Source organism: Desulfovibrio simplex, from assembly GCF_055387835.1.
The window spans coordinates 933052-951236 of sequence record NZ_AP042377.1 but is presented as its reverse complement, the minus strand read 5'-3'; the positions used below and the strand labels follow the sequence as shown (position 1 = coordinate 951236).

Below are 18185 nucleotides of genomic sequence, written 5' to 3'. Positions count from 1 at the left end.
AGGCGCAATTTCACCGGAGCGGGCAGCAAGACAAACTGACAAAAATGCAAGAGGAACCACCAGGATTGCAGACCATATGACGAAAGGCTATGGTTGAAACAATAATGCCACCTGATAAGGGAGAGACACGACGACATCATGAGTACACGCACACAAGACAAAGCCGTCTCCACCTCGGAACCCCGGCGGGCCTCAGAGCATACCGCCACTCCTCATTCACGTTCGCAGACCCCGGAAACGTCTCAGGACCGGGTGACATGGTCGCTATTTATGAAAGCGGCCTTGCTTGTGGTGGGAATTTGGTCTGCTTCTGCCCTGGGTTTATATTTGTTCACGTCGGATTTCAGTAAATCCGGTACATTCGGCGACTCTTTTGGAGTGCTGAACACTCTGTTTTCCGGTCTGGCATTCGCTGGGATTATTGTTTCAATAAAAATGCAGAATGATGAAATGCGTGAACAACGCAAGGAGCTGCATAAGCAGAAGAAAAATGCTTTGCTCTATCACAGGGAAAGAATGTTTCTTCTGTTGATGGATGAATTCAAAAAATCACGGGAGCATCGGTACACTGTTGCCGATGTACGCCGCGTTATTCATGACTGTCTTGCTTATGATGCTACCAGCCCGGATCAAGACTCACCCGTGCCAGCGCTGATTGATGAGGTGGAAGACGTACTTGCGGGCACCCGGTCTGAAACGCCCCTGCTGCAAACCTTATCGCGCCGGGTTTTTCGGCACGAGTTGTGTGAAGTTTTCATTAAAACTTTTCACCAGGCTGCGGAAAGCGTAAAAAAATTCGATTCCGCCAACAGGGGCGAGTATTACGATATTGTTTGCAACAGCATGTCTGATCCGGAAGAAGCCTTGCTGTTCCTTTGTTTTGTCGCACGTCACGGAGCTCAAACCCCGCAAAACCCGCAGGCAATGAAATTGCTCGACAGCTTTGACGAAATCAAAGCCAAGCTGCTCTAGCCAGACGCGAAACAGCCCTGGAGCTAAAAATACCCGCATCACCTCCAGGCTTGGCCCAGACGCCCGCACTCAACAAAGAAAATAATTTCTGCTTCAAAAGTAATAAACCGCAGCGTCGTGGTGATTTTTTACGACAATTCCCAACACCATTTTTAAAATTTACGCAATAAAACAGTTAGTTGCCAATAGCACAAAATGGAAAGCCCCGGGGGATACCGGGGCAATCTGGGGATGTATTAAGCAGTTGTTGAGGCACTATGCAGGATAGCGGCATCAATGTCAACATAGTACACCAGTTTATGAACAGCCTTCAAAATGAACGTTGGCATTGCACGCCAGGATAAAAAACCACCCTGTACCCCGATAAAAAAAGGGGCTACAGATGTTATCTGTAACCCCTTGATCTTTCTGGTCGGGATGGCGCGATTTGAACGCGCGGCCTCAGCGTCCCGAACGCTGCGCTCTAGCCAAGCTGAGCCACATCCCGTTGAGAAAGGGAAGATATGCGAGACGCTTAATTTTGGCAAGCCATTTTTTATTTGTAAAAAAATTTGGGCTGACGTAACATAACATCCGTCCTTAGAAGGACAAATTCTTTGCGGAGCGAACGACCTGTATGACCCGTGTTCTAGTGGTGGACGATTCAACCTTCATGCGCAACGCTATTGTCTCTCTTTTGGAGCAGGACCCGGAAATCAAGGTTGTCGGTACTGCCAGAGATGGGCTGGAAGCTCTGCAAAAAGCGGAAGAGCTTGATGCGGATGTCATGACGCTTGATGTGGAAATGCCGCGCCTCGACGGCCTTGGTACGTTGCAGCGCCTTATGAAAACCACGCCTATGCCAGTGCTCATGATCAGTTCGCTGACGGAGAGCGGCGCCGAGAGCACCCTCAAGGCGATGGAATACGGTGCGCTGGACTTTATCCCCAAGAACATGTCCAATGACCGTGACTCTTTCGGGTCGGAGCTGCGACGCAAGGTAACCGCTCTGGCCCGACGTAAGGCCATCATCCGCCTCAAATACCGCCGTATCAACAATATTGCCATGCCGGCTTCTCCCCTGCCGCGGATGCAGCCGTCACAACCGGCGGACTATGTACAGACGCCCTGCCATGGCCCGCGCGACCTTGTTGTTGTGGGCGTTTCCACGGGGGGGCCGCCAGTGGTTCAGAAAATCCTGTCAGCCCTGCCCTCAGATCTGCCAGCCTGCATCCTTGTAGCGCAACACATGCCCGCGGCCTTTACAGGCCCATTTGCCAAAAGGCTGGACAGTGTTTGCAACATAAGCGTCAGCGAGGCAGTGGATGGAGATCGCATAAAAAATGGGCATGCCTATGTATGCCCTGGCGGCAAACATATAAGCGTGCGCATGCGTGGCCCCCTGCCCGAAGTCGCCATCACCGACGAACCCCGTGACGCTCTGTACAAGCCCACGGTTAACCTGCTTATGGAAAGCGCCGGAAAAAATATGGGGCGCCGCACCCTGGGCGTCATGCTGACCGGCATGGGTGCGGACGGATGTGAGGGCGCAAAGGTTTTGAAAGAAAAAGGCGGCTGCCTCATTGCCCAAAATGAGGCTTCGTGCGTGGTATATGGCATGCCCAAGGCTGTCATTGATGCCAAATTGGCCAATCAGATTCTTGATGCAGATGATATCGCCCAAGCCATCATGACAATTGTCAAGGGCTGACCAGTAGCGCAGCAGGAAGCACTATTATGGAAAATTCGCTCGACACGGCTCCGCAAGTAATTGAAGCACTGCAGTCAGATGACAGCGCCACTGTTCGCAACGCCGCTTTCAATGCTGGCGACATGGCCTTGCATGAAGCTATCCCTACGCTCTGCTCGCTTGTCAAAAGCAGCAATATCGGCATACAGGAAGCGGCAGAATACGCCCTGCGCAAAATCCGGGGGCCTCAGGTGGTGGCTGCCCTGCTGCCCCTGCTGCGTAGCGATGAGGCCCCTGTACGCAATGTGGCCATGGATATTTTACGCGAAATCGGCGGCGACAGCATCGAAAGCATACAGCCGTATCTTCAGGATGAAGATACGGATCTGCGCATTTTCATAGCCGACATTCTCGGGTACAGCCCGACGCACCAGGCGGTCCTGCTTCTCGCAAAGGCCCTTCTTAAAGATCCGGAAGTTAATGTTCGCTATCAGGCGGCCGTAAGTTTGGGCAACCTTGCCTTTCCCGAAGCCGTCCCCTCTCTATGCCAGGCCATGCATGATGAAGAGTGGGTGCAGTTCGCGGTAGTGGAAGCCCTGGCAAAAATCAAGGACCCTTCCGCTGCCAATGGTCTTGTAAAGCTGCTTCCCCAGGCCTCCCCTCTGGTATGCTCCGCCATTATTGACGCGCTGGGCGATATGGGGGATGTAAAAGCCATACCACTTCTTTTCAGCTCTCTTGAAAATGTCCGCGTGCCTCTGCGGCATAAAATCGTCAAAGCCATTGTACAGATTCTGAGTGTGCGTTCCCTGTCGCTGCTGTCGGCCAAATCACAAGAACGCTTACGCGTTTACCTGCTTGAGGCGCTCTCCGACAATGACGAAGACATCCTGCTGGCCGCTCTGCAAGGCTTGAGCGCCATTGGCAACGAAGACGCCACCGAGGCCATCGTCAATCTGGCCGTGGGTCTTGATGCGGAGCGGCAGCCCGAACTCTACGAAGTTGCCATACATGCCATTGCCTCCCTTGGGTATAACAACATGCTCCGCGACGCCCTGCGCAGCGACGATGAAAAGCGTATTGCCGTGGCAATGGAAGCCTGCCGCCTTTTGAAGGATCAAAGTCCGGTTGAAGAGCTGAAAAAAATCTTCTGGAGGGTGAGCCCCGAACTGCGCCGGGCGGCTGTGGCCGAACTTGCGCAGATGGGCGGCTGCACGGATACCCCGTTCTTTCTCTCCATTATAGAACAATCTGACGATGCGGAAGTTTTGAAGAGCGCCCTGGTGTTTTTCGGCAATCAGCATGGTTGCCCCGAAGTTGAAGACATCGTTTTTGCCCAGCTTGACCACCGGTACATTGATGTGCAGGAAATGGCTCTTGAGGCATGCATCAATCTGCACAGCCCCAAACTCAACAGCCAGTTTAAAAACAGGGCGCGCAGCGAAGACCCCATGCAGCGTATGATGGCCATCTACGCTCTTGGCCGCTATAGCGTCACTGATAATCTTGATGAAATATTGCAGGCACTTGAAGACCCTTCGCCACGCGTGCGACAGGTTGCCATCGAGGCCTTTCAAAATCTGGGGCCACAGGCTGAAGACTTTTTGCCCCACCTGTTGCCCCGCCTGATTGATGAAGACAAGGACGTGCGGATAGCCCTGGTGGATCTGCTTGGCCAGATAGGCACGCCAGCAGTCATGCCGCACATCATCTCTGCCCTTGCTGACGATAATGACTGGGTCAAAATCAGAGCGATCGAAGCCCTGGGCGTACACAAGATTGCCGATGCTGTTCCTTACCTGACCCAACTGTTTGAAACAGCCAATCCCATGGTTTCATTCAAGATTATTGAGTCCTTGGGCATGATCGGCGGCAATGTGGCCTTCAGTGTGCTTCTTGGCTTGATGAACAGTGAAGACCAGGAAATACAGCACGCTGCGGCTGAAGCGGTGGCAGCCATTCAGGCCGAACAGGAGTAGCCATGTCACAGCCTCCGACCTTGTTTCCCCACGGCGTGCAGAATAAAAACGCCAACGATGCAGAAAATCGCGGCACGGCTCCATCTGAGGCGGGCAAGCCTCCCAGCCAGCCAGGGGCTTTCTCTCGTCCGACTGATGACCAAACGTCACGCCTGGGCGCAGGTATGACGCAGCCGCCGCGCCAGACATCGGCATTCAAACCCTCCGGATTTGATCAGCGCCCGACAGACCCCGCGACGTCTCCAGCACGCCCCGCATTTGGCAACAACACTGGAAGCAGTCCCTTCAGTTCCGGGGGCACTACCCCAAGCCAGCCTTCCGCATTTGGTGGCGCCACTTCTCCGTATGTTGGTCAGTCCGGTCTGGGGCAACCCAATCTGGGGCAGTCCACCTGGACATCTCCCTTGCGCCAGGCAACCCAAACGCCGCCAGGAACTTCCGTTTCCAGCCCCTTTGCAGCAAAAGACGCCGCGGCACAAAGATCTCCCGCCGGGGCACAGCAGGCGTCCCCTTTCGGCGCTACCGGCTCAAGCCTTTTTCCCTCAACGGGCGCGGCGGGCAACAGAACCGGCGCGTTTGAACCTGGGGCCAACGCGACACCGCAGACGGCAGTGCCGCCAAAGACTCCTCTTTTCCGCAGCACGCAGCCAGGCGGAGCGTTACGCCAACCCCTCACCCCAAGTGCGGCCTTTCGAACGCCTACCCCTGCGGTTGTGAACACAAAGGCGACTTCGCCCTTTCGCAAGGACCTGCAGATTTCGGACGAGGAATTTTTGCAGCTCCGCGACTTTATTTACCAGCAATGCGGGATTTTTATCGCCGAAAACCGCAAGTATCTGGTTGAAAACCGTCTTTCCAACCGCATCAAGGATCTGAACCTCAAAAGCTATAATGAGTATTACAATTTCCTTCGGTTTGATGCCAGTCGAAAAACTGAATTAAACAAGCTTTTTGAAGTTGTTACCACCAACGAAACCAGTTTTTTCCGTAATCCGCCGCAGCTGGAAGTCTTTCAAAAAAACGTGCTGCCTGAGATACTGGATCAATGCCGTCAAAAAGGTCAAAAAAAATTACGTATCTGGTCGGCCGGTTGTTCCACAGGTGAAGAGCCGTATACCCTGGCTATCATTCTCCACGAAGTTCTCAGAAGTGAAATCCATAGCTGGGACATAAAAATAACGGCCAACGACCTTTCCGAAGCCGTGCTTGCTGCCGCAAGGCGTGGCATCTACAGCGAGTACGCATTGCGCACCACGCCAAAATCCATAGTGGACACCTACTTCGTTAAAGAGGACAACATATACAAGATCAAGCCCGAACTGAAAAACATCATTTCTTTTGGGCAGATAAATCTTAGCGACAAAGAACAGTTGAGGCGTGTTGAAAAATCGCAGATCGTCTTTTGCCGCAATGTTATCATTTACTTTGACGATGAAATGAAGCGCAAAGTCATCAATGCATTCTATGACAACCTGGAGGTCAATGGTGCATTGCTCATCGGCCACTCAGAGTCGCTGCACAATATCAGCAGAGCGTTCCAGCTTGAGCATTTCAAAGGAACCATCGTCTACCGCAAGCTGGCCTAGGCACGACATGTGCGCCAAAATCCTGGCTGTCGCCAATCAGAAAGGAGGAGTGGGAAAAACCACAACCGCTGTGAACCTGGGTTGCGCGCTGGTGCGGGCAGAAAAAAAAGTCCTGCTGCTGGACCTTGACCCGCACGCCTGTGCGACCCTGCATGCCAGAATATATCCAGAGGACGTGCGCTACAGTCTGCATGACCTTTTTTTGGCCTCCGAAGAAAGCTGGCCCGCACTGTGGCCACTTCTGCTGCGTTCCCAGGCCTTGCACGGCATGGATATGGCCCCTGGCAGCATACGCCTGTCGGAGCTTGAAGTTGACTTTAAAGACAGAAGCGCCAAAGGCAGCATACTGGGCAGAAGCCTGGAGGCCGTGCACAAGGACTATGACTTCATTATTCTGGATTGCCCGCCCCATGTCGGCATACTTCTTGTTAATGCACTGGTGGCGGCGGACTTGCTGATAATCCCGATACAGACAGATTTTTTGGCGCTGCATGGTTTGAAGCTTCTGTTTGATACGCTGCATACACTGAACAAGGCGCTGGGCAGACCCATTTTGTATCGGGCCCTTCCCACCATGTATGACAAGCGTGCCAAGGCCTGCACCAGGGTACTGGAGCTTTTGCAGCGAAAAATGGAGCACGCCATGTTCAACTCCATTATTGGCATTGACACACGTTTTCGTGAAGCCAGCGCGCAAGGATGCAGTATTTATGATATTGACCAGCATTCGCGAGGAGCGCGCTGCTATGAAGCCCTTGCGCAGGAAGTGTTGCAACTATGGTAAAAACTCCTGAAGAATATTTCTCTGGTCAGAGCTTTACCCCGCCGGGCGTAACAGGGGCACCGTCTGCACTCAGCGCCGCCGAGCAGGCTTTTGTTCAAAAGTATCTTGGTGTTGATGCGCTGGCGGATCTGTCCATACACACCCCCACTGACGCAATAGGCGCAGCGCCGGGCGCCGCCCCGGGCATTGCATCCGCCCCAGGCGTTGAGGAACGCGAGAACCATAGTGCACCCGCAGCGCATGTCGCGGTAAGTTTAAAGACGCGATTGACCACACTGCCCACAGTGCAGATGGTATCGTTCTATGTGCGCGAACAGATTTTTCTTCTGCCGGTTTGCGTGATCATTGAAGTGTTACGACATATGCCGCTCACACGACTGCCCATGGCCCCATCCTTTGTAGCCGGCGTCGTCAATCTGCGGGGGCGTGTCACTCCCCTGCTGCATCTTGATGCCCTGCTGACTCTCGATCAGCAGCATCGCTACACACCCGAAAGCTTCATTGTGGTGTGCGGCAGTGAAGAAATGCAGCTTGGCCTTATCGTTGATAAGATTCATACTATGTATATGCTGGATCAGGCCAAGATAAACTGGAATGCCGAAGCCCAACTGGGAGCCAGCGCAGACCTGCTTTGCGGGCTTGCCGAAGTGAATGACCACTTGCACGGCATTGTTGACCCACAAATGATCGTGGAAAAACTGCTGGAAGCTTAATATACTTAAATTACTGTTAGATACCGCTGTTGCAAAAAGAATAAATAACCTCTAAACATTTCGCATCAACATGATGTGTGGCAAGCTTTCGAATGTTTTTTCAGGGCTCGGCCACATATAAATGGCGCGCATTCTTTGTGTGCGCGGCTGCTTTCAATATAATCGGACAATCGAACACGCAGGTTTTCCCGATAAGGCGGCAGTCAACATCTGACGCACAGGAACGGATATTATGAAAAAACATATCATGGTCGTCGATGACTCAAAGACCATCCGTAATCTGGTGGCTTTTGTGCTTAAAGGAGAAGGCTTTAAGGTCAGTACCGCTGAAGACGGCCTTGATGCCATTGAAAAGCTGTACAGCCTGGACCCCGTTGATTTGATCGTTTCCGATGTCAATATGCCTCGCATGGATGGATTCACGTTTATTAAAACCATCCGCGCCCAGGACGCATACAAGGACATCCCCATCATTGTCCTCTCAACGGAAGGGCAGGAAAAAGATATACAGACTGGCATGAGCCTCGGGGCCAATCTTTACATGGTTAAGCCTGCCCAGCCTGAAAAGATGGTCCGGAATATAAAGATGCTCCTGGGTTAGCCGATAAGAAAGACAACATTACCCGTCTCAGGGTACAGCGCTTTCAGTCAAGCAAGGGTATGGGGTATGAGCCAGGATTTTTTTGACCCAGAATTATTTGCCGACTTCATTGCAGAAGCCAAAGAACATCTTGAGACCATCGAGCCCAATCTTTTGGAGCTTGAAAAGGCCCCAGGAAACTTGGCTCTGCTCAATGATATTTTTCGCCCCATGCATTCCCTCAAGGGTGCTTCAGGCTTTCTTGGGCTGAACCGCATCAATCAGCTTGCCCACAAGGCCGAAAATATTCTTGACGAACTGCGCAAAGGCAGCATGGTTGTCACATCGGAAATTATGGATGTCATTCTGGCCTCCACCGACGCCTTGCGCCAGATGATCGACAATCTTGAGGCCAACAACTCTGAAGGGGATGTGGAAACCGGACATATCATGGCGCAAATCGATGCCATAATGGCCGGCGACAGCCCCGCTCTGAACCCACCTGTTGCCGCCACGCCCGTTGCCGAAGCCGTTTCCGCTCCTGCGGTCACGGATGTTCAGACACAAGATGACCTTCCGGCTGCAACCAGCACTGACGGGGATTCCGCATCGGAATTGCCTCAGGGAGTCCAGGCTGAACCCGCTTCCGCGCCTGACAGTGCCAACGGCATGTCCGGCAAAGAATGGGTGGGCACGTTGCCTGCGCACGAGTCCTATGCCCTCACTGCCTTCGGCGAAGGGCACCTTAAAGATTTCATCGATGAATCCATCGAGATCATAGAAAATCTCACCAATGGGCTTCTGGAGCTTGAAGAAAATCCCACAGGCCAGAATGAGCTGGTCAATGACCTTTTCCGCTTTTTCCACAATATGAAGGGCAACAGCGGTATTATTGGCTATAATGAGCTCAATGCGCTGACCCATGAAGCGGAAACCCTGCTTAACAATGTACGGCAGGGCAAGATAACTCCGACCCATGACCTTATCGACCTGCTCCTGCTGGTTGTGGATGTAATGGAAGCCCTGGTTCGCAATATTGATATCGCTTCCGGCCAGACCACCCCCTTTGAAACCGATGCCGTGGTACGGCAGCTCCAGGCTGCCCTGGCAGGCGGCCCCATTGCCTTGCCGGAAGAGCTGCTGGCGGCGCAAGGCCGCACCCAGATACCTTCCGAAGAGCCTCGGGATTCCGAAGCAGAGGCGGCAGCGCAGGCATCGTCTGTCGAGGTGGTCAACCCCACAATCATCCCGGTCGGTTCCGAAAGTGACGATACGGAAGCTTTCCGCGTTACCGTGCAGCAGCAGATTGAAATCATACACGCCGCGCTGGAAACACTCAAAAAAAACGGCAGCCACAAAGATTCCATCGACGCCCTGTATCGTTGCCTTGTGGCAATAAAGAACGCCTGCGCCTTTGTGGGGCTTGCCGACATTAAAACTTACGCGGAACGCACCGCTGGCATCGTTGACCAGGGACGCACCAGCGACATAGATTTTGGTCTTATGGTCGATCTGCTCAGTCAGGAAGTCAGTATCATTGAAGATATGATACGTCAGGCGCTGGCTGAGGGAAAAGTTGCGGCGGATATCTGCTCCAGCGCTGAAAAAGCGGTGGATGAAAATGACGAAGACGTCAGCCCGGCCCAGGCATCTGTCACTGGTGATGCCCAGCCCAAAACTTCCGCAGCAGCAGCCAGCGCTCCCCCGGTTCAGGCCTCTCAGCCCGCGGCAAGTCGGGAAGAGCAAAACGTTGCAACAAAACCCGCAGCGGCCTCAGCCCCCGTGGCGCCTGCCGCTCCAGGCAGAACTGCCGCTCCAGCCGCGCAGCCTGCGCCCGCGACTGCTCCGGCGCGTCCCGCAGCGCCCCAGACCAAGGGTGCTGCGCCTGCTGCTGAAAATCACAAAAGTTCCTCGACCATACGAGTGGATCACGAGCGCCTTGACCACCTCATGAACCTTATCGGCGAACTGATTATCAATCGTAACCGGTACACCCTCATTGCCCGTTCTCTTGAAGACAACAGCGAAAAGGTGGACATCTCCCACGTGGCGCAAAGCCTCTCTGAAACCACCTATGCCATGGCGCGCATTTCTGACGATTTGCAAGACACCATCATGAAGGTGCGTATGGTACCTGTTTCTTCGGTGTTTTCACGGTTCCCCCGCCTTGTGCGCGACCTTTCGCGCAAAAGCGGAAAAGAAGTGGACCTGGTCATGGAAGGCGAGGAAACAGAACTGGACAAAAGCGTTGTGGAAGTCATAGGGGACCCTCTGGTTCACCTTATCCGCAACTCTGTGGACCACGGCATTGAACCCGAAGATGTGCGCATTGCCGCAGGCAAGCCCGCCAAGGGCAAGGTGACGTTGCGCGCCTTCCACAAGGGGAATTCCGTTGCCATTGAAATTGAAGATGACGGCAAGGGCATAGACCCGGTCAAAATGCGCGAAATCGCCGTACGCAAAGGCCTGATTACTGCAGAAGAAGCCGCCCAGCTTGACGACCGGGAAGCAGTGGAACTCATCTTCGCGCCCGGCTTCTCCTCCGCCGACCAGATCACGGACATTTCCGGCCGAGGCGTGGGGATGGATGTTGTGCGTACCAATATCAAAAACCTCAAGGGCAGTGTCAGCACCCACTCCGAGGTCGGCAAGGGAACGCGCTTCACCCTCAGCCTGCCGCTGACCCTGGCCATTATTGACGCCCTTATGGTTAATGTTTCAGGCCAGATGTACGCCATCCCCCTTGACGCGGTATCTGAAACGACAAAAATTGAGGCCCAGCGCCTTACCGACGTGAAAGGCCGTAAGGCCGTCACATTGCGCGGCGAGGTGCTTGGTATTGTTGAAATGGCGGAAATGCTTGGTCTGCCCCGAGCCAATGATCCCCTCCCCGATGTGCTTTCCGTTGTGGTCATTCATGATAATGACCGCCGCCTTGGTCTGGTCGTGGACAGGTTGCTGGAAAGGCAGGAAATCGTCATCAAACCCCTTGGAGCCTATCTTGGGGATCTGAAGGGCATTTCCGGCGCAACCATTATGGGTGACGGGTCTGTTATCCTGATTCTGGATCCGCATGAAATCTATCTTATGGCCACATCCAAGGCAGCGTCCATGGCTCCTCCGGCAGGAGAAAACAAACAGTCCGCTTCATCAGCCAGAGTTTGACAGGTATATGGTGCGGAGAATTTTTTCTGATAGCGTAACCACACCGTTCTACGTATCAGTTTTGAGAAAATTTCTTGCCTTTTAGTGCTGCATCAGCTATAGCACTTCTTCGCGCGGTTACGCCCACTCATACGCTGAACATCTTCCGGCGCAGGGCCTCGTTTTTGCCGCATGTGAAGTGAACAACTTTTTTGCATATACGGAGGATAGTATGAGCAAGGAATGCATTTTCTGCGGCAAAAAGCCCCAGGTTGGTAATCTCGTCAGCCATTCCAACATCAAGACCAAGCGTCGCTTCAACCCCAACCTCCAGCGCGTTCGGCACCAGTTCGCCGATGGCAGCGTGCGGACCCTGACCGTTTGCACTCGTTGCATTCGTTCCGGCGTGGTGTCCAAGCCCCTGGTTCGCAAGCAGGGTTAGCACAGTTTTTCGCATTTTAGGCCCCGCCAGTTTTCTGTCGGGGCCTTTTTTGCTATATGCCGCCGACTTTTTCGCGCGCTTCAAAGCCCACCAGCGGGCGCTGGCTAATTCGCAGAAGGCCCAACAGCTTGCCACGGTTCTGGCGAAACATCAGCCAGGCCAGTGGAGCGGACAATTACGTGCGCTTTCGCGACTGGCTGCTGGTGCTTAATGCCCGCGCCATTGCCCACAAAACAGTCTCACTGTCAGGCAGGGAACAGATTTATGTTCCTCCCCTGCTTGAAGGCATTGCCCTGGCAGAGCTTGACGAATTTTCAGCTGAGAGCAGCAGACCAGCGCCAGTTTCCACTCCCTTGCGTATGCACAGGCATTATGCCTTTGCCGCGCTTTTTCTTTTGCCCCTGCTTGTATGGCACGGCTGGCGTGTGGACTGGTGGCCAGCACCCGGTTTTTTACCCCCGCCAGAAGCCTGGTCAGGGGCGGGCATGCTTGATAATGTTCTAGTACGCATCTACGGACAATGGTACCGATTGGCCACCGCACTAACTCTGCATGCAGGGTTAACGCATTTGTGCGGCAACCTGGCCTTTGGCGCCATCTTCCTTCCCCTGCTTGCCCGGCTCACCGGGGTGGGGCGCGCCCTGTGGCTCACTGTGGCCGGTGGCATCCTGGGCAACGGGCTTACTGTGCTTTTTCGCCCGCGCCTGGTCACAAGCATGGGCTTTTCCACCGCACTCTTTGCCGCTGTGGGGGCGTTGGCCGGATTTATGGCCCTGCAACACAGCCAGCGCAACAAGGCCATCCTGCCCGTCGCGGCGGGAATCGCCATCCTGGCCATGCTCGGTACGGAAGGCGAACGCACTGACTACGCTGCGCATATTGCGGGCCTCTGCAGCGGCATGGCTTTGGGCGCGTGGGAAGCATGGCGCTTGGGTAAAAACTGGCCCGCCCTACCGCAACTGCTGGCCGGAGCACTTGCCGTAGCGGTTCCCGTCCTGGCCTGGTACTGGGCTTTTGCCGTGCTTCGGGGCTGATTTAAGGTAAAAGGCTCTAGAGTAGATTAACTTTACTTTCGTGCAGCGTTAGAGCATTTACACTTTTTCAAAGTTAAAATGCTCTAAACGAGATGCGGCCAGCTTTTCTCCATCAAGAAAAGCTGGCCGCGAACTCATGGCCTCAGGGTCATTTTACCTGCCGGTTTGAGGGGGCAGGCCATAGGCCCGGGACTATTATTTTACAATCAGTGGGCTTGCACAGGTCAATAGGTGATGCCTAGGCTTCGTCACTCAACCTGCGAAAGCTTTTCTTACCCGCACCACAAACCGGGCAATGCCAATCATCCGGCAAATCTTCAAACTTTGTTCCCGCCGGAATCTTGTGGCGCTTGTCGCCACGATCTGGGTCATATACGTAACCACAATTCACCATCTGGCAACGCCACATGTCATGAGGATCAGCCATGGTGTCTCCCTTGTAAGCAATTACTAGGCAGCCGGAGTCCCTGTAACAAATCCCTTGCTGGCGGTTCCGGTCGTTGAGGGCGTGCCGGCGATCTTGGCAAGGTACGTGTCGCCCAGCTTGGCTATGTGGCTGCCAATATTTTCATAGTACGTCAGGTGGGCCTGCTCTTCCTCAATAATACGTTCAAACAGGCGCGCCGAGACGATGTCGCCCTGTTCCTTACAGACAGTAAGATACTGGCTGTATGCCTCAATGGTCGCATCTTCTTGATCTACGTCACTTTCATAGATTGCGGGCACATCCTGTCCGGTAACGACTTTACCCTCTTTTTGCGTGGTGGGCTCGCCACCCAGCTCTTTGATGCGCTCGGCAAAGTTTTCAGCGTGGCGCATTTCATCAATGGCTATAAGTTTCATATTGGCGGCCAGTTCACCATAATCCATGTCGTCCAGGCTGTAATGCTGGTTCATGTATTGGTGAATGGCGTGCAGCTCCATGGCGCGAGCTTTGTTAAGAACCTCAACCACCTTGGCCTTACGGTTTTCTCTATTTTCTGCCATTCCGAAACTCCTTGGTGTTAAGCAGGTATAGTTCATCTATAAACCGATTCGAATAAACACACAAGCCGGACGGGACATGGAACGCGCAACAAAGCAAAGAGATAAGGACGAAAAAAGAGCCTGTTACGGTACATATTCAATGATCCCGCATGGTATTATACAAAATTTGCCCGCCTTGAGGCAACTCCTCAAAGACGGGCAAATTTATTCGCCCGAACGGCGAAAAAACAGCGAAGGTTGCCTAATGGCTAGTGCTGCGTATGCGGCCAGCGCATTCTTTGCAAATCCCATCGTATTCGATTCGCGAACTCAGAATGGAAGAAAAGCCTTCAACGCTCATGCCCGCAACTGAAGGCGCCTCACGTGGGTCCATTACATCGCCGATACGGCCGCACTGGATACAACGCACATGCTGATGCCGAGAAATATCGCCATCAAAGCGCTTTGTGGAACCAGCCGCTTCCAGGCGACGAATCTCTCCGCTATCCGCCAAAAAATCCAGATTGCGGTAAACGGTTCCCAAGCTAATCCGGGGCAAGCGTTCGCGCACGATACTATAGAGCTCATCCGCAGTCGGGTGCGTTTTGGTTTTACGCAGCTCTTCCAAAATCACCGCGCGCTGCCGGGTCATTCTTGTTTGAATTTGAGCCATATCAGTCTCCATTTGATAGTAAAAATTACTGTTACTGCAGGATGCTGTCAAGCCCATTTCAACCAGAAAGCGGTTTTTTTTACGCTGCCTGGGCTCAATCAGCAGAATGGCCGGATCCGTGGCTTGAATACTGCCCCACAATCAAAAATCCTGGACACGGTCACGCCGCTGCGCGGTTGTCTTGAGCGAAAAAGCCTGAGTCGTACACCATGTGACCGTATACCGTATGGAGCCGCGCCTTTACGCAACACCCGCATCATGCGACTGCCAACATTTAAAAAGGGAGATAATTCACAACCCAATAAAATATTGTACCGCACGAACGCCTACATGACGGTCTGATGTTTTTACCCTAGTGAACCTGCAGTGGTATTGTTTAAATCTGGGCACAGAACCCTTAACAAAGACGCGATGTTGCCGCATAGCGCCCCGTTTCCCCCATCAACATCCCGAAGCTGCACCAGCAAGCTGTCGGCCAATCAGGGCGTACGCACCAGCTGTCAGCCTTGGTCATAGGCTGCCACAGCCGAGGTCAGCATTGCCCGCTGGAAAGCTTGCCAGGTTTCCTTTCATTCATCCGGTGAGACGCTGGGCAAACGAGCCCTTGCCAGAGGCGTACGGATGCCTGGGCGGCATAGGCCGGTGCGGCTCTACGCTTCTCCCACCTGGATTTCTGGCAGAATACGTCGGTTGCCCCCGGCCGTTTTCTGCCCACAAGACAATCCCGTCGCCCCCGAAAGAAAGGGCTGACGGCCTGTCGTCCACACGCCATACCAATCACTTGACCATAGTTAATTTTGGGTGTTCACCTAAAACAACTCCGAGTCAAGCGATAAATAACGCAACAATACTCAGTCTGGACGTTGCTCTTACCGTGATGGCGACGTCAAATACGAGCCACAAAATCCGGCATTGCTGCTTCGTCCTGCACTTCCACTGCTGCTTGCGAATCAAAGGAGTATGGTAAGTTATAAAACTTCCATCATGAGGTCAAGCATCAAGCGCCAAATAAACTGCAGTAGTCGCAATTTTCAGGGCAATAATGCGTATTATTTGGAATTTTATTTTTGATCATATGCGCATAACTGCTTCATATGCTGTAAAATACATACTGCTACAGCGGTACACTTGCATGTGTATGCCCATATTTCCGCAACAGGGTCTGTCCGGCAAAGGCCGCACCCCAGAGCCCACTGTCTGTATCTGTAACAAGATACACAGGAATACGCTGCAAAAGCGATCGTGTGGCGTCAGAAGACGCGTACAGGCTTTCAATAAATGCAGGGCTGGTGACACAGAGCGGATTGGCGGCGGCTACCCCGCCCGCTATCCACAGCCCGCCCCTGCAAAGAGTTGACAGCATCCAGCCTCTGCAAAAGCGGCCTAAAAAGCGGGCATACCACCGCAAAGTTGGCGTATCGCGCGACAATGCGCATTTGCTGACTTGCCGTGGAGGGAAAAATTGTCCGGTAAGATAGTAATGCAGAATGGAAAGCCCATCGCCGCAAAGAACATTTTCAGCGCTGGCAAAAGGCCGCCCCAGCTCTCTGCACAAAAAACGCCTGAACTCTTGTTCTTCGTCCTCAATAAAGGCAAAGGCGGCATGTCCGGCCTCGCTGGAAACAGGCAGCCACGCGTCAGTGCCGACAGGCAGGAGGCTGGCGGCGCCGAGCCCTGTTCCTGCCCCCACAATAGCCCGGGCCTCCATGCAGACCCGCTCTGCAGCGCCTCTGCCCCCAGTGGCTTTTGAAGAGGCTTCCACATCGCCGCCCCGCTCTTTGGCAGGACCAGCCACATGTAACGCGGTAATCCCCGGCGGAGTCAGTGTGGCGTAAGCTTGAAGAGTGAAATCATTAAGAAGCAGGCACCGTCCGGCCGGGCAAGCCGACACTTCCGCAATGTTTACGTACAAACTGCCATTGGTAAGGCGTCCCTGCTGCCTGTCCACAGGCCCGGCCAATCCCACCACAACGGCGTCGGCGCTTTCAACTGGCCGAGATAGCGTTTCTGCCAATGCGACAAACAGCGACTGCCCGCTGGTCAACGTTTTGGAATCAATACGTGCTGCAGCTTCCAGGGAAAGCCTGTCGTTCTCAAGGCTGAAACTGGCAAACCGACAGTTTGTACCGCCAACATCAGCTACGAGTATCCTCTGCATGGCTGCGTTCTCTTACCGTGAAGGAGCGCTTACGCCTGATGCGTCAATTTTGCGCACAATGCTGGTAGTGCTGCATCCCTGCACCAGGTCAGCCAGGTATACCCGTCCGCCGGAGGCGAGAACGACATCCGCCCCCACAACGGTATCCACAGTGTAGTCGCTGCCTTTGACCAGCACATCAGGGCGTATGGCCGTAATGAGATTCAGGGGAGTGTCTTCGTCAAAAAGCACCACCGCGTCTACCCCGTTTAAAGCAGCCAACAGCAGAGCCCGGCTTTGTTCGTCTTGAACCGGGCGGCTGGGCCCCTTGAGGCGACGTACAGAGGCGTCAGAGTTCAGGCCCACCACAAGCCGGGTTCCCTGAGAGGCGCTTTGGCGAATGAGAGAAATATGACCAGGATGCAACAAATCAAAGCAGCCGTTTGTGAAGACAATGCTTTCGTTCTTACGGCGCCAGTCTTCCACTTTTTCAAGCAGATCCGGCAAGGCGTAGAGTTTGGGGTTGTCTGCCCCCTGCCGCAGAGCCTGGCGTAACTCGCTGAGGCTCACGGGGGCCGTGCCCATTTTGCCCACGGCCACACCGGCAGCGGTGTTGGCCACATCCATACTTTCTTCCCAGGTCAGGCCACTGCCTATGCAGACCGCCAGGGTAGCGATGACGGTGTCTCCCGCTCCCGAAACATCCGACACCTCCCGCACCACAGACGGAGTGTAGCGCGGCGGCATCTCTGGCGCAAACAAGGCCATTCCCTTGGATCCGCGGGTTATGAGCACTCTTTCAATGGCGTAGTCGCTGCGCACACGAGACGCAAGCTTTTCGCGCGTTTCACGGTCAAGGGGCATATTGGCGTCCCAGCCGCAAACAATTTCGAACTCTGCCCTGTTTGGCGTGACACAGTGCGCGCCCGCATAGCGCTCCCACCGTACGCCCTTGGGGTCAACCAGCACCTTGACGCCAAGACGGCGCGCCTCTTCTATGACAAGGCGGCATAAATTGCGGCCCTGTTCAGCGTCCAGCAAAACCCCTTTGCCATAGTCGGAAAGAACTACTGCCTGGCAGGCAGGCAACAAGTCCTGCGCAGCCTGCCACAAGGCTTCAAGTTCTTGTGCCGAGGGACAGCGGCACTGTTCTTCGTCCAGACGCAGTAATTGCTGGCCCTGAGCGAGCACCCTGGTTTTGCAGGTAGTAGCGCGCGTCAACGACGGCACGAGACGATGCGCGATGCCTGCCTGCTCAAGACATTGGCAAAGGTCCGCAGCATCGGCATCGGACCCGGTGAGCCCGACCAGAGCGGCCTGCGCTCCAAGATGCACCAGGTTTCGAGCGACGTTGGCCGCTCCGCCTGGCGCAACCCAGCGCTTTTTCACACCAAGCACCGGTACAGGAGCTTCGGGAGAAATGCGACCCACCTTACCGGTTATATAGCGGTCCAGCATGACATCGCCCACAACCAGCACACGTACCTTGTCAAAATTCATGGCAAT

The 18185-nt window shown here is 54.0% G+C and carries 15 protein-coding genes and 1 tRNA gene; 10 read left to right on the top strand and 6 right to left on the bottom strand.

What is annotated here, in order from left to right; all coding sequences use genetic code 11:
* Nucleotides 1–138 precede the first annotated feature (138 nt).
* The gene (locus ACZ5DH_RS03930; protein WP_464255844.1) at nucleotides 139–972 is read left to right on the top strand and encodes a hypothetical protein; all 834 of its coding nucleotides are present in this window, start codon (nucleotides 139–141) and stop codon (nucleotides 970–972) included.
* A gap of 409 nt (nucleotides 973–1381) precedes the next feature.
* Here ACZ5DH_RS03930 and ACZ5DH_RS03925 read toward each other — a convergent pair.
* Nucleotides 1382–1459: transfer RNA gene (locus tag ACZ5DH_RS03925), tRNA-Pro, on the bottom strand.
* A 129-nt stretch (nucleotides 1460–1588) separates the two neighbouring features.
* Here ACZ5DH_RS03925 and ACZ5DH_RS03920 point away from each other — a divergent pair.
* From ACZ5DH_RS03920 to ACZ5DH_RS03880, 9 genes are all read left to right on the top strand, one after another.
* Nucleotides 1589–2662 carry a protein-glutamate methylesterase/protein-glutamine glutaminase gene (locus ACZ5DH_RS03920; protein ID WP_464255843.1) on the top strand — a complete coding sequence of 358 codons (1074 nt, stop codon included), beginning with the start codon at nucleotides 1589–1591 and terminating at the stop codon, nucleotides 2660–2662.
* Between the two features lie 26 nt (nucleotides 2663–2688).
* Nucleotides 2689–4620, top strand: coding sequence for a HEAT repeat domain-containing protein (locus ACZ5DH_RS03915; protein ID WP_464255842.1), 1932 nt, complete (start codon nucleotides 2689–2691; stop codon nucleotides 4618–4620).
* Between the two features lie 713 nt (nucleotides 4621–5333).
* Nucleotides 5334–6206: a CheR family methyltransferase gene (locus ACZ5DH_RS03910; RefSeq protein ID WP_464256498.1), complete on the top strand. Its 873-nt coding sequence runs from the start codon at nucleotides 5334–5336 to the stop codon at nucleotides 6204–6206.
* Between the two features lie 7 nt (nucleotides 6207–6213).
* Nucleotides 6214–6990, top strand: a complete 777-nt coding sequence (locus ACZ5DH_RS03905; RefSeq protein WP_464255841.1) for a ParA family protein — start codon at nucleotides 6214–6216, stop codon at nucleotides 6988–6990.
* Entirely contained in the window at nucleotides 6984–7703 is a 720-nt protein-coding gene (locus tag ACZ5DH_RS03900; RefSeq protein WP_464255840.1) for a chemotaxis protein CheW, read from the top strand. Before ACZ5DH_RS03905 ends, ACZ5DH_RS03900 begins: the two co-directional genes overlap by 7 nt.
* Before the next feature lie 232 nt (nucleotides 7704–7935).
* The gene (locus ACZ5DH_RS03895) at nucleotides 7936–8304 is read left to right on the top strand and encodes a response regulator (protein ID WP_012625008.1); all 369 of its coding nucleotides are present in this window, start codon (nucleotides 7936–7938) and stop codon (nucleotides 8302–8304) included.
* A 66-nt stretch (nucleotides 8305–8370) separates the two neighbouring features.
* Nucleotides 8371–11448, top strand: coding sequence for a chemotaxis protein CheA (locus ACZ5DH_RS03890; RefSeq protein ID WP_464255839.1), 3078 nt, complete (start codon nucleotides 8371–8373; stop codon nucleotides 11446–11448).
* Nucleotides 11449–11659: 211 nt separating this feature from the next.
* Nucleotides 11660–11869 carry a 50S ribosomal protein L28 gene (gene rpmB, locus ACZ5DH_RS03885; protein WP_179981593.1) on the top strand — a complete coding sequence of 70 codons (210 nt, stop codon included), beginning with the start codon at nucleotides 11660–11662 and terminating at the stop codon, nucleotides 11867–11869.
* A gap of 128 nt (nucleotides 11870–11997) precedes the next feature.
* Nucleotides 11998–12903, top strand: coding sequence for a rhomboid family intramembrane serine protease (locus ACZ5DH_RS03880; RefSeq protein WP_464255838.1), 906 nt, complete (start codon nucleotides 11998–12000; stop codon nucleotides 12901–12903).
* Nucleotides 12904–13141: 238 nt separating this feature from the next.
* Here ACZ5DH_RS03880 and ACZ5DH_RS03875 read toward each other — a convergent pair whose 3' ends face one another.
* From ACZ5DH_RS03875 to rfaE1, 5 genes are all read right to left on the bottom strand, one after another.
* On the bottom strand, nucleotides 13142–13330 hold the full coding sequence (locus tag ACZ5DH_RS03875; protein WP_179981591.1) for a rubredoxin: 189 nt from the start codon (nucleotides 13328–13330) through the stop codon (nucleotides 13142–13144).
* Nucleotides 13331–13353: 23 nt separating this feature from the next.
* Nucleotides 13354–13890 (bottom strand): bacterioferritin, encoded by a 537-nt coding sequence (locus ACZ5DH_RS03870; RefSeq protein ID WP_464255837.1) that lies wholly within the window; start codon nucleotides 13888–13890, stop codon nucleotides 13354–13356.
* 241 nt (nucleotides 13891–14131) lie between these two features.
* Nucleotides 14132–14542, bottom strand: coding sequence for a Fur family transcriptional regulator (locus ACZ5DH_RS03865; RefSeq protein ID WP_464256497.1), 411 nt, complete (start codon nucleotides 14540–14542; stop codon nucleotides 14132–14134).
* Between the two features lie 1114 nt (nucleotides 14543–15656).
* Nucleotides 15657–16700, bottom strand: coding sequence for a glucokinase (locus ACZ5DH_RS03860; RefSeq protein ID WP_464255836.1), 1044 nt, complete (start codon nucleotides 16698–16700; stop codon nucleotides 15657–15659).
* A 12-nt stretch (nucleotides 16701–16712) separates the two neighbouring features.
* A complete protein-coding gene (rfaE1, locus tag ACZ5DH_RS03855; RefSeq protein WP_464255835.1) occupies nucleotides 16713–18179 on the bottom strand; it encodes a D-glycero-beta-D-manno-heptose-7-phosphate kinase in 1467 nt (488 codons plus the stop codon).
* Nucleotides 18180–18185: the final 6 nt, after the last annotated feature.

Coding starts and splice junctions, on each gene's coding strand:
- ACZ5DH_RS03890 (WP_464255839.1), top strand. CDS start 8,371: ATGAGCCAGGATTTTTTTGACCCAGAATTATTTGCCGACTTCATTGCA.
- ACZ5DH_RS03870 (WP_464255837.1), bottom strand. CDS start 13,890: ATGGCAGAAAATAGAGAAAACCGTAAGGCCAAGGTGGTTGAGGTTCTT.
- ACZ5DH_RS03875 (WP_179981591.1), bottom strand. CDS start 13,330: ATGGCTGATCCTCATGACATGTGGCGTTGCCAGATGGTGAATTGTGGT.
- ACZ5DH_RS03905 (WP_464255841.1), top strand. CDS start 6,214: ATGTGCGCCAAAATCCTGGCTGTCGCCAATCAGAAAGGAGGAGTGGGA.
- ACZ5DH_RS03865 (WP_464256497.1), bottom strand. CDS start 14,542: ATGGCTCAAATTCAAACAAGAATGACCCGGCAGCGCGCGGTGATTTTG.
- ACZ5DH_RS03915 (WP_464255842.1), top strand. CDS start 2,689: ATGGAAAATTCGCTCGACACGGCTCCGCAAGTAATTGAAGCACTGCAG.
- ACZ5DH_RS03860 (WP_464255836.1), bottom strand. CDS start 16,700: ATGCAGAGGATACTCGTAGCTGATGTTGGCGGTACAAACTGTCGGTTT.
- ACZ5DH_RS03920 (WP_464255843.1), top strand. CDS start 1,589: ATGACCCGTGTTCTAGTGGTGGACGATTCAACCTTCATGCGCAACGCT.
- ACZ5DH_RS03900 (WP_464255840.1), top strand. CDS start 6,984: ATGGTAAAAACTCCTGAAGAATATTTCTCTGGTCAGAGCTTTACCCCG.
- ACZ5DH_RS03895 (WP_012625008.1), top strand. CDS start 7,936: ATGAAAAAACATATCATGGTCGTCGATGACTCAAAGACCATCCGTAAT.
- ACZ5DH_RS03930 (WP_464255844.1), top strand. CDS start 139: ATGAGTACACGCACACAAGACAAAGCCGTCTCCACCTCGGAACCCCGG.
- rfaE1 (WP_464255835.1), bottom strand. CDS start 18,179: ATGAATTTTGACAAGGTACGTGTGCTGGTTGTGGGCGATGTCATGCTG.
- rpmB (WP_179981593.1), top strand. CDS start 11,660: ATGAGCAAGGAATGCATTTTCTGCGGCAAAAAGCCCCAGGTTGGTAAT.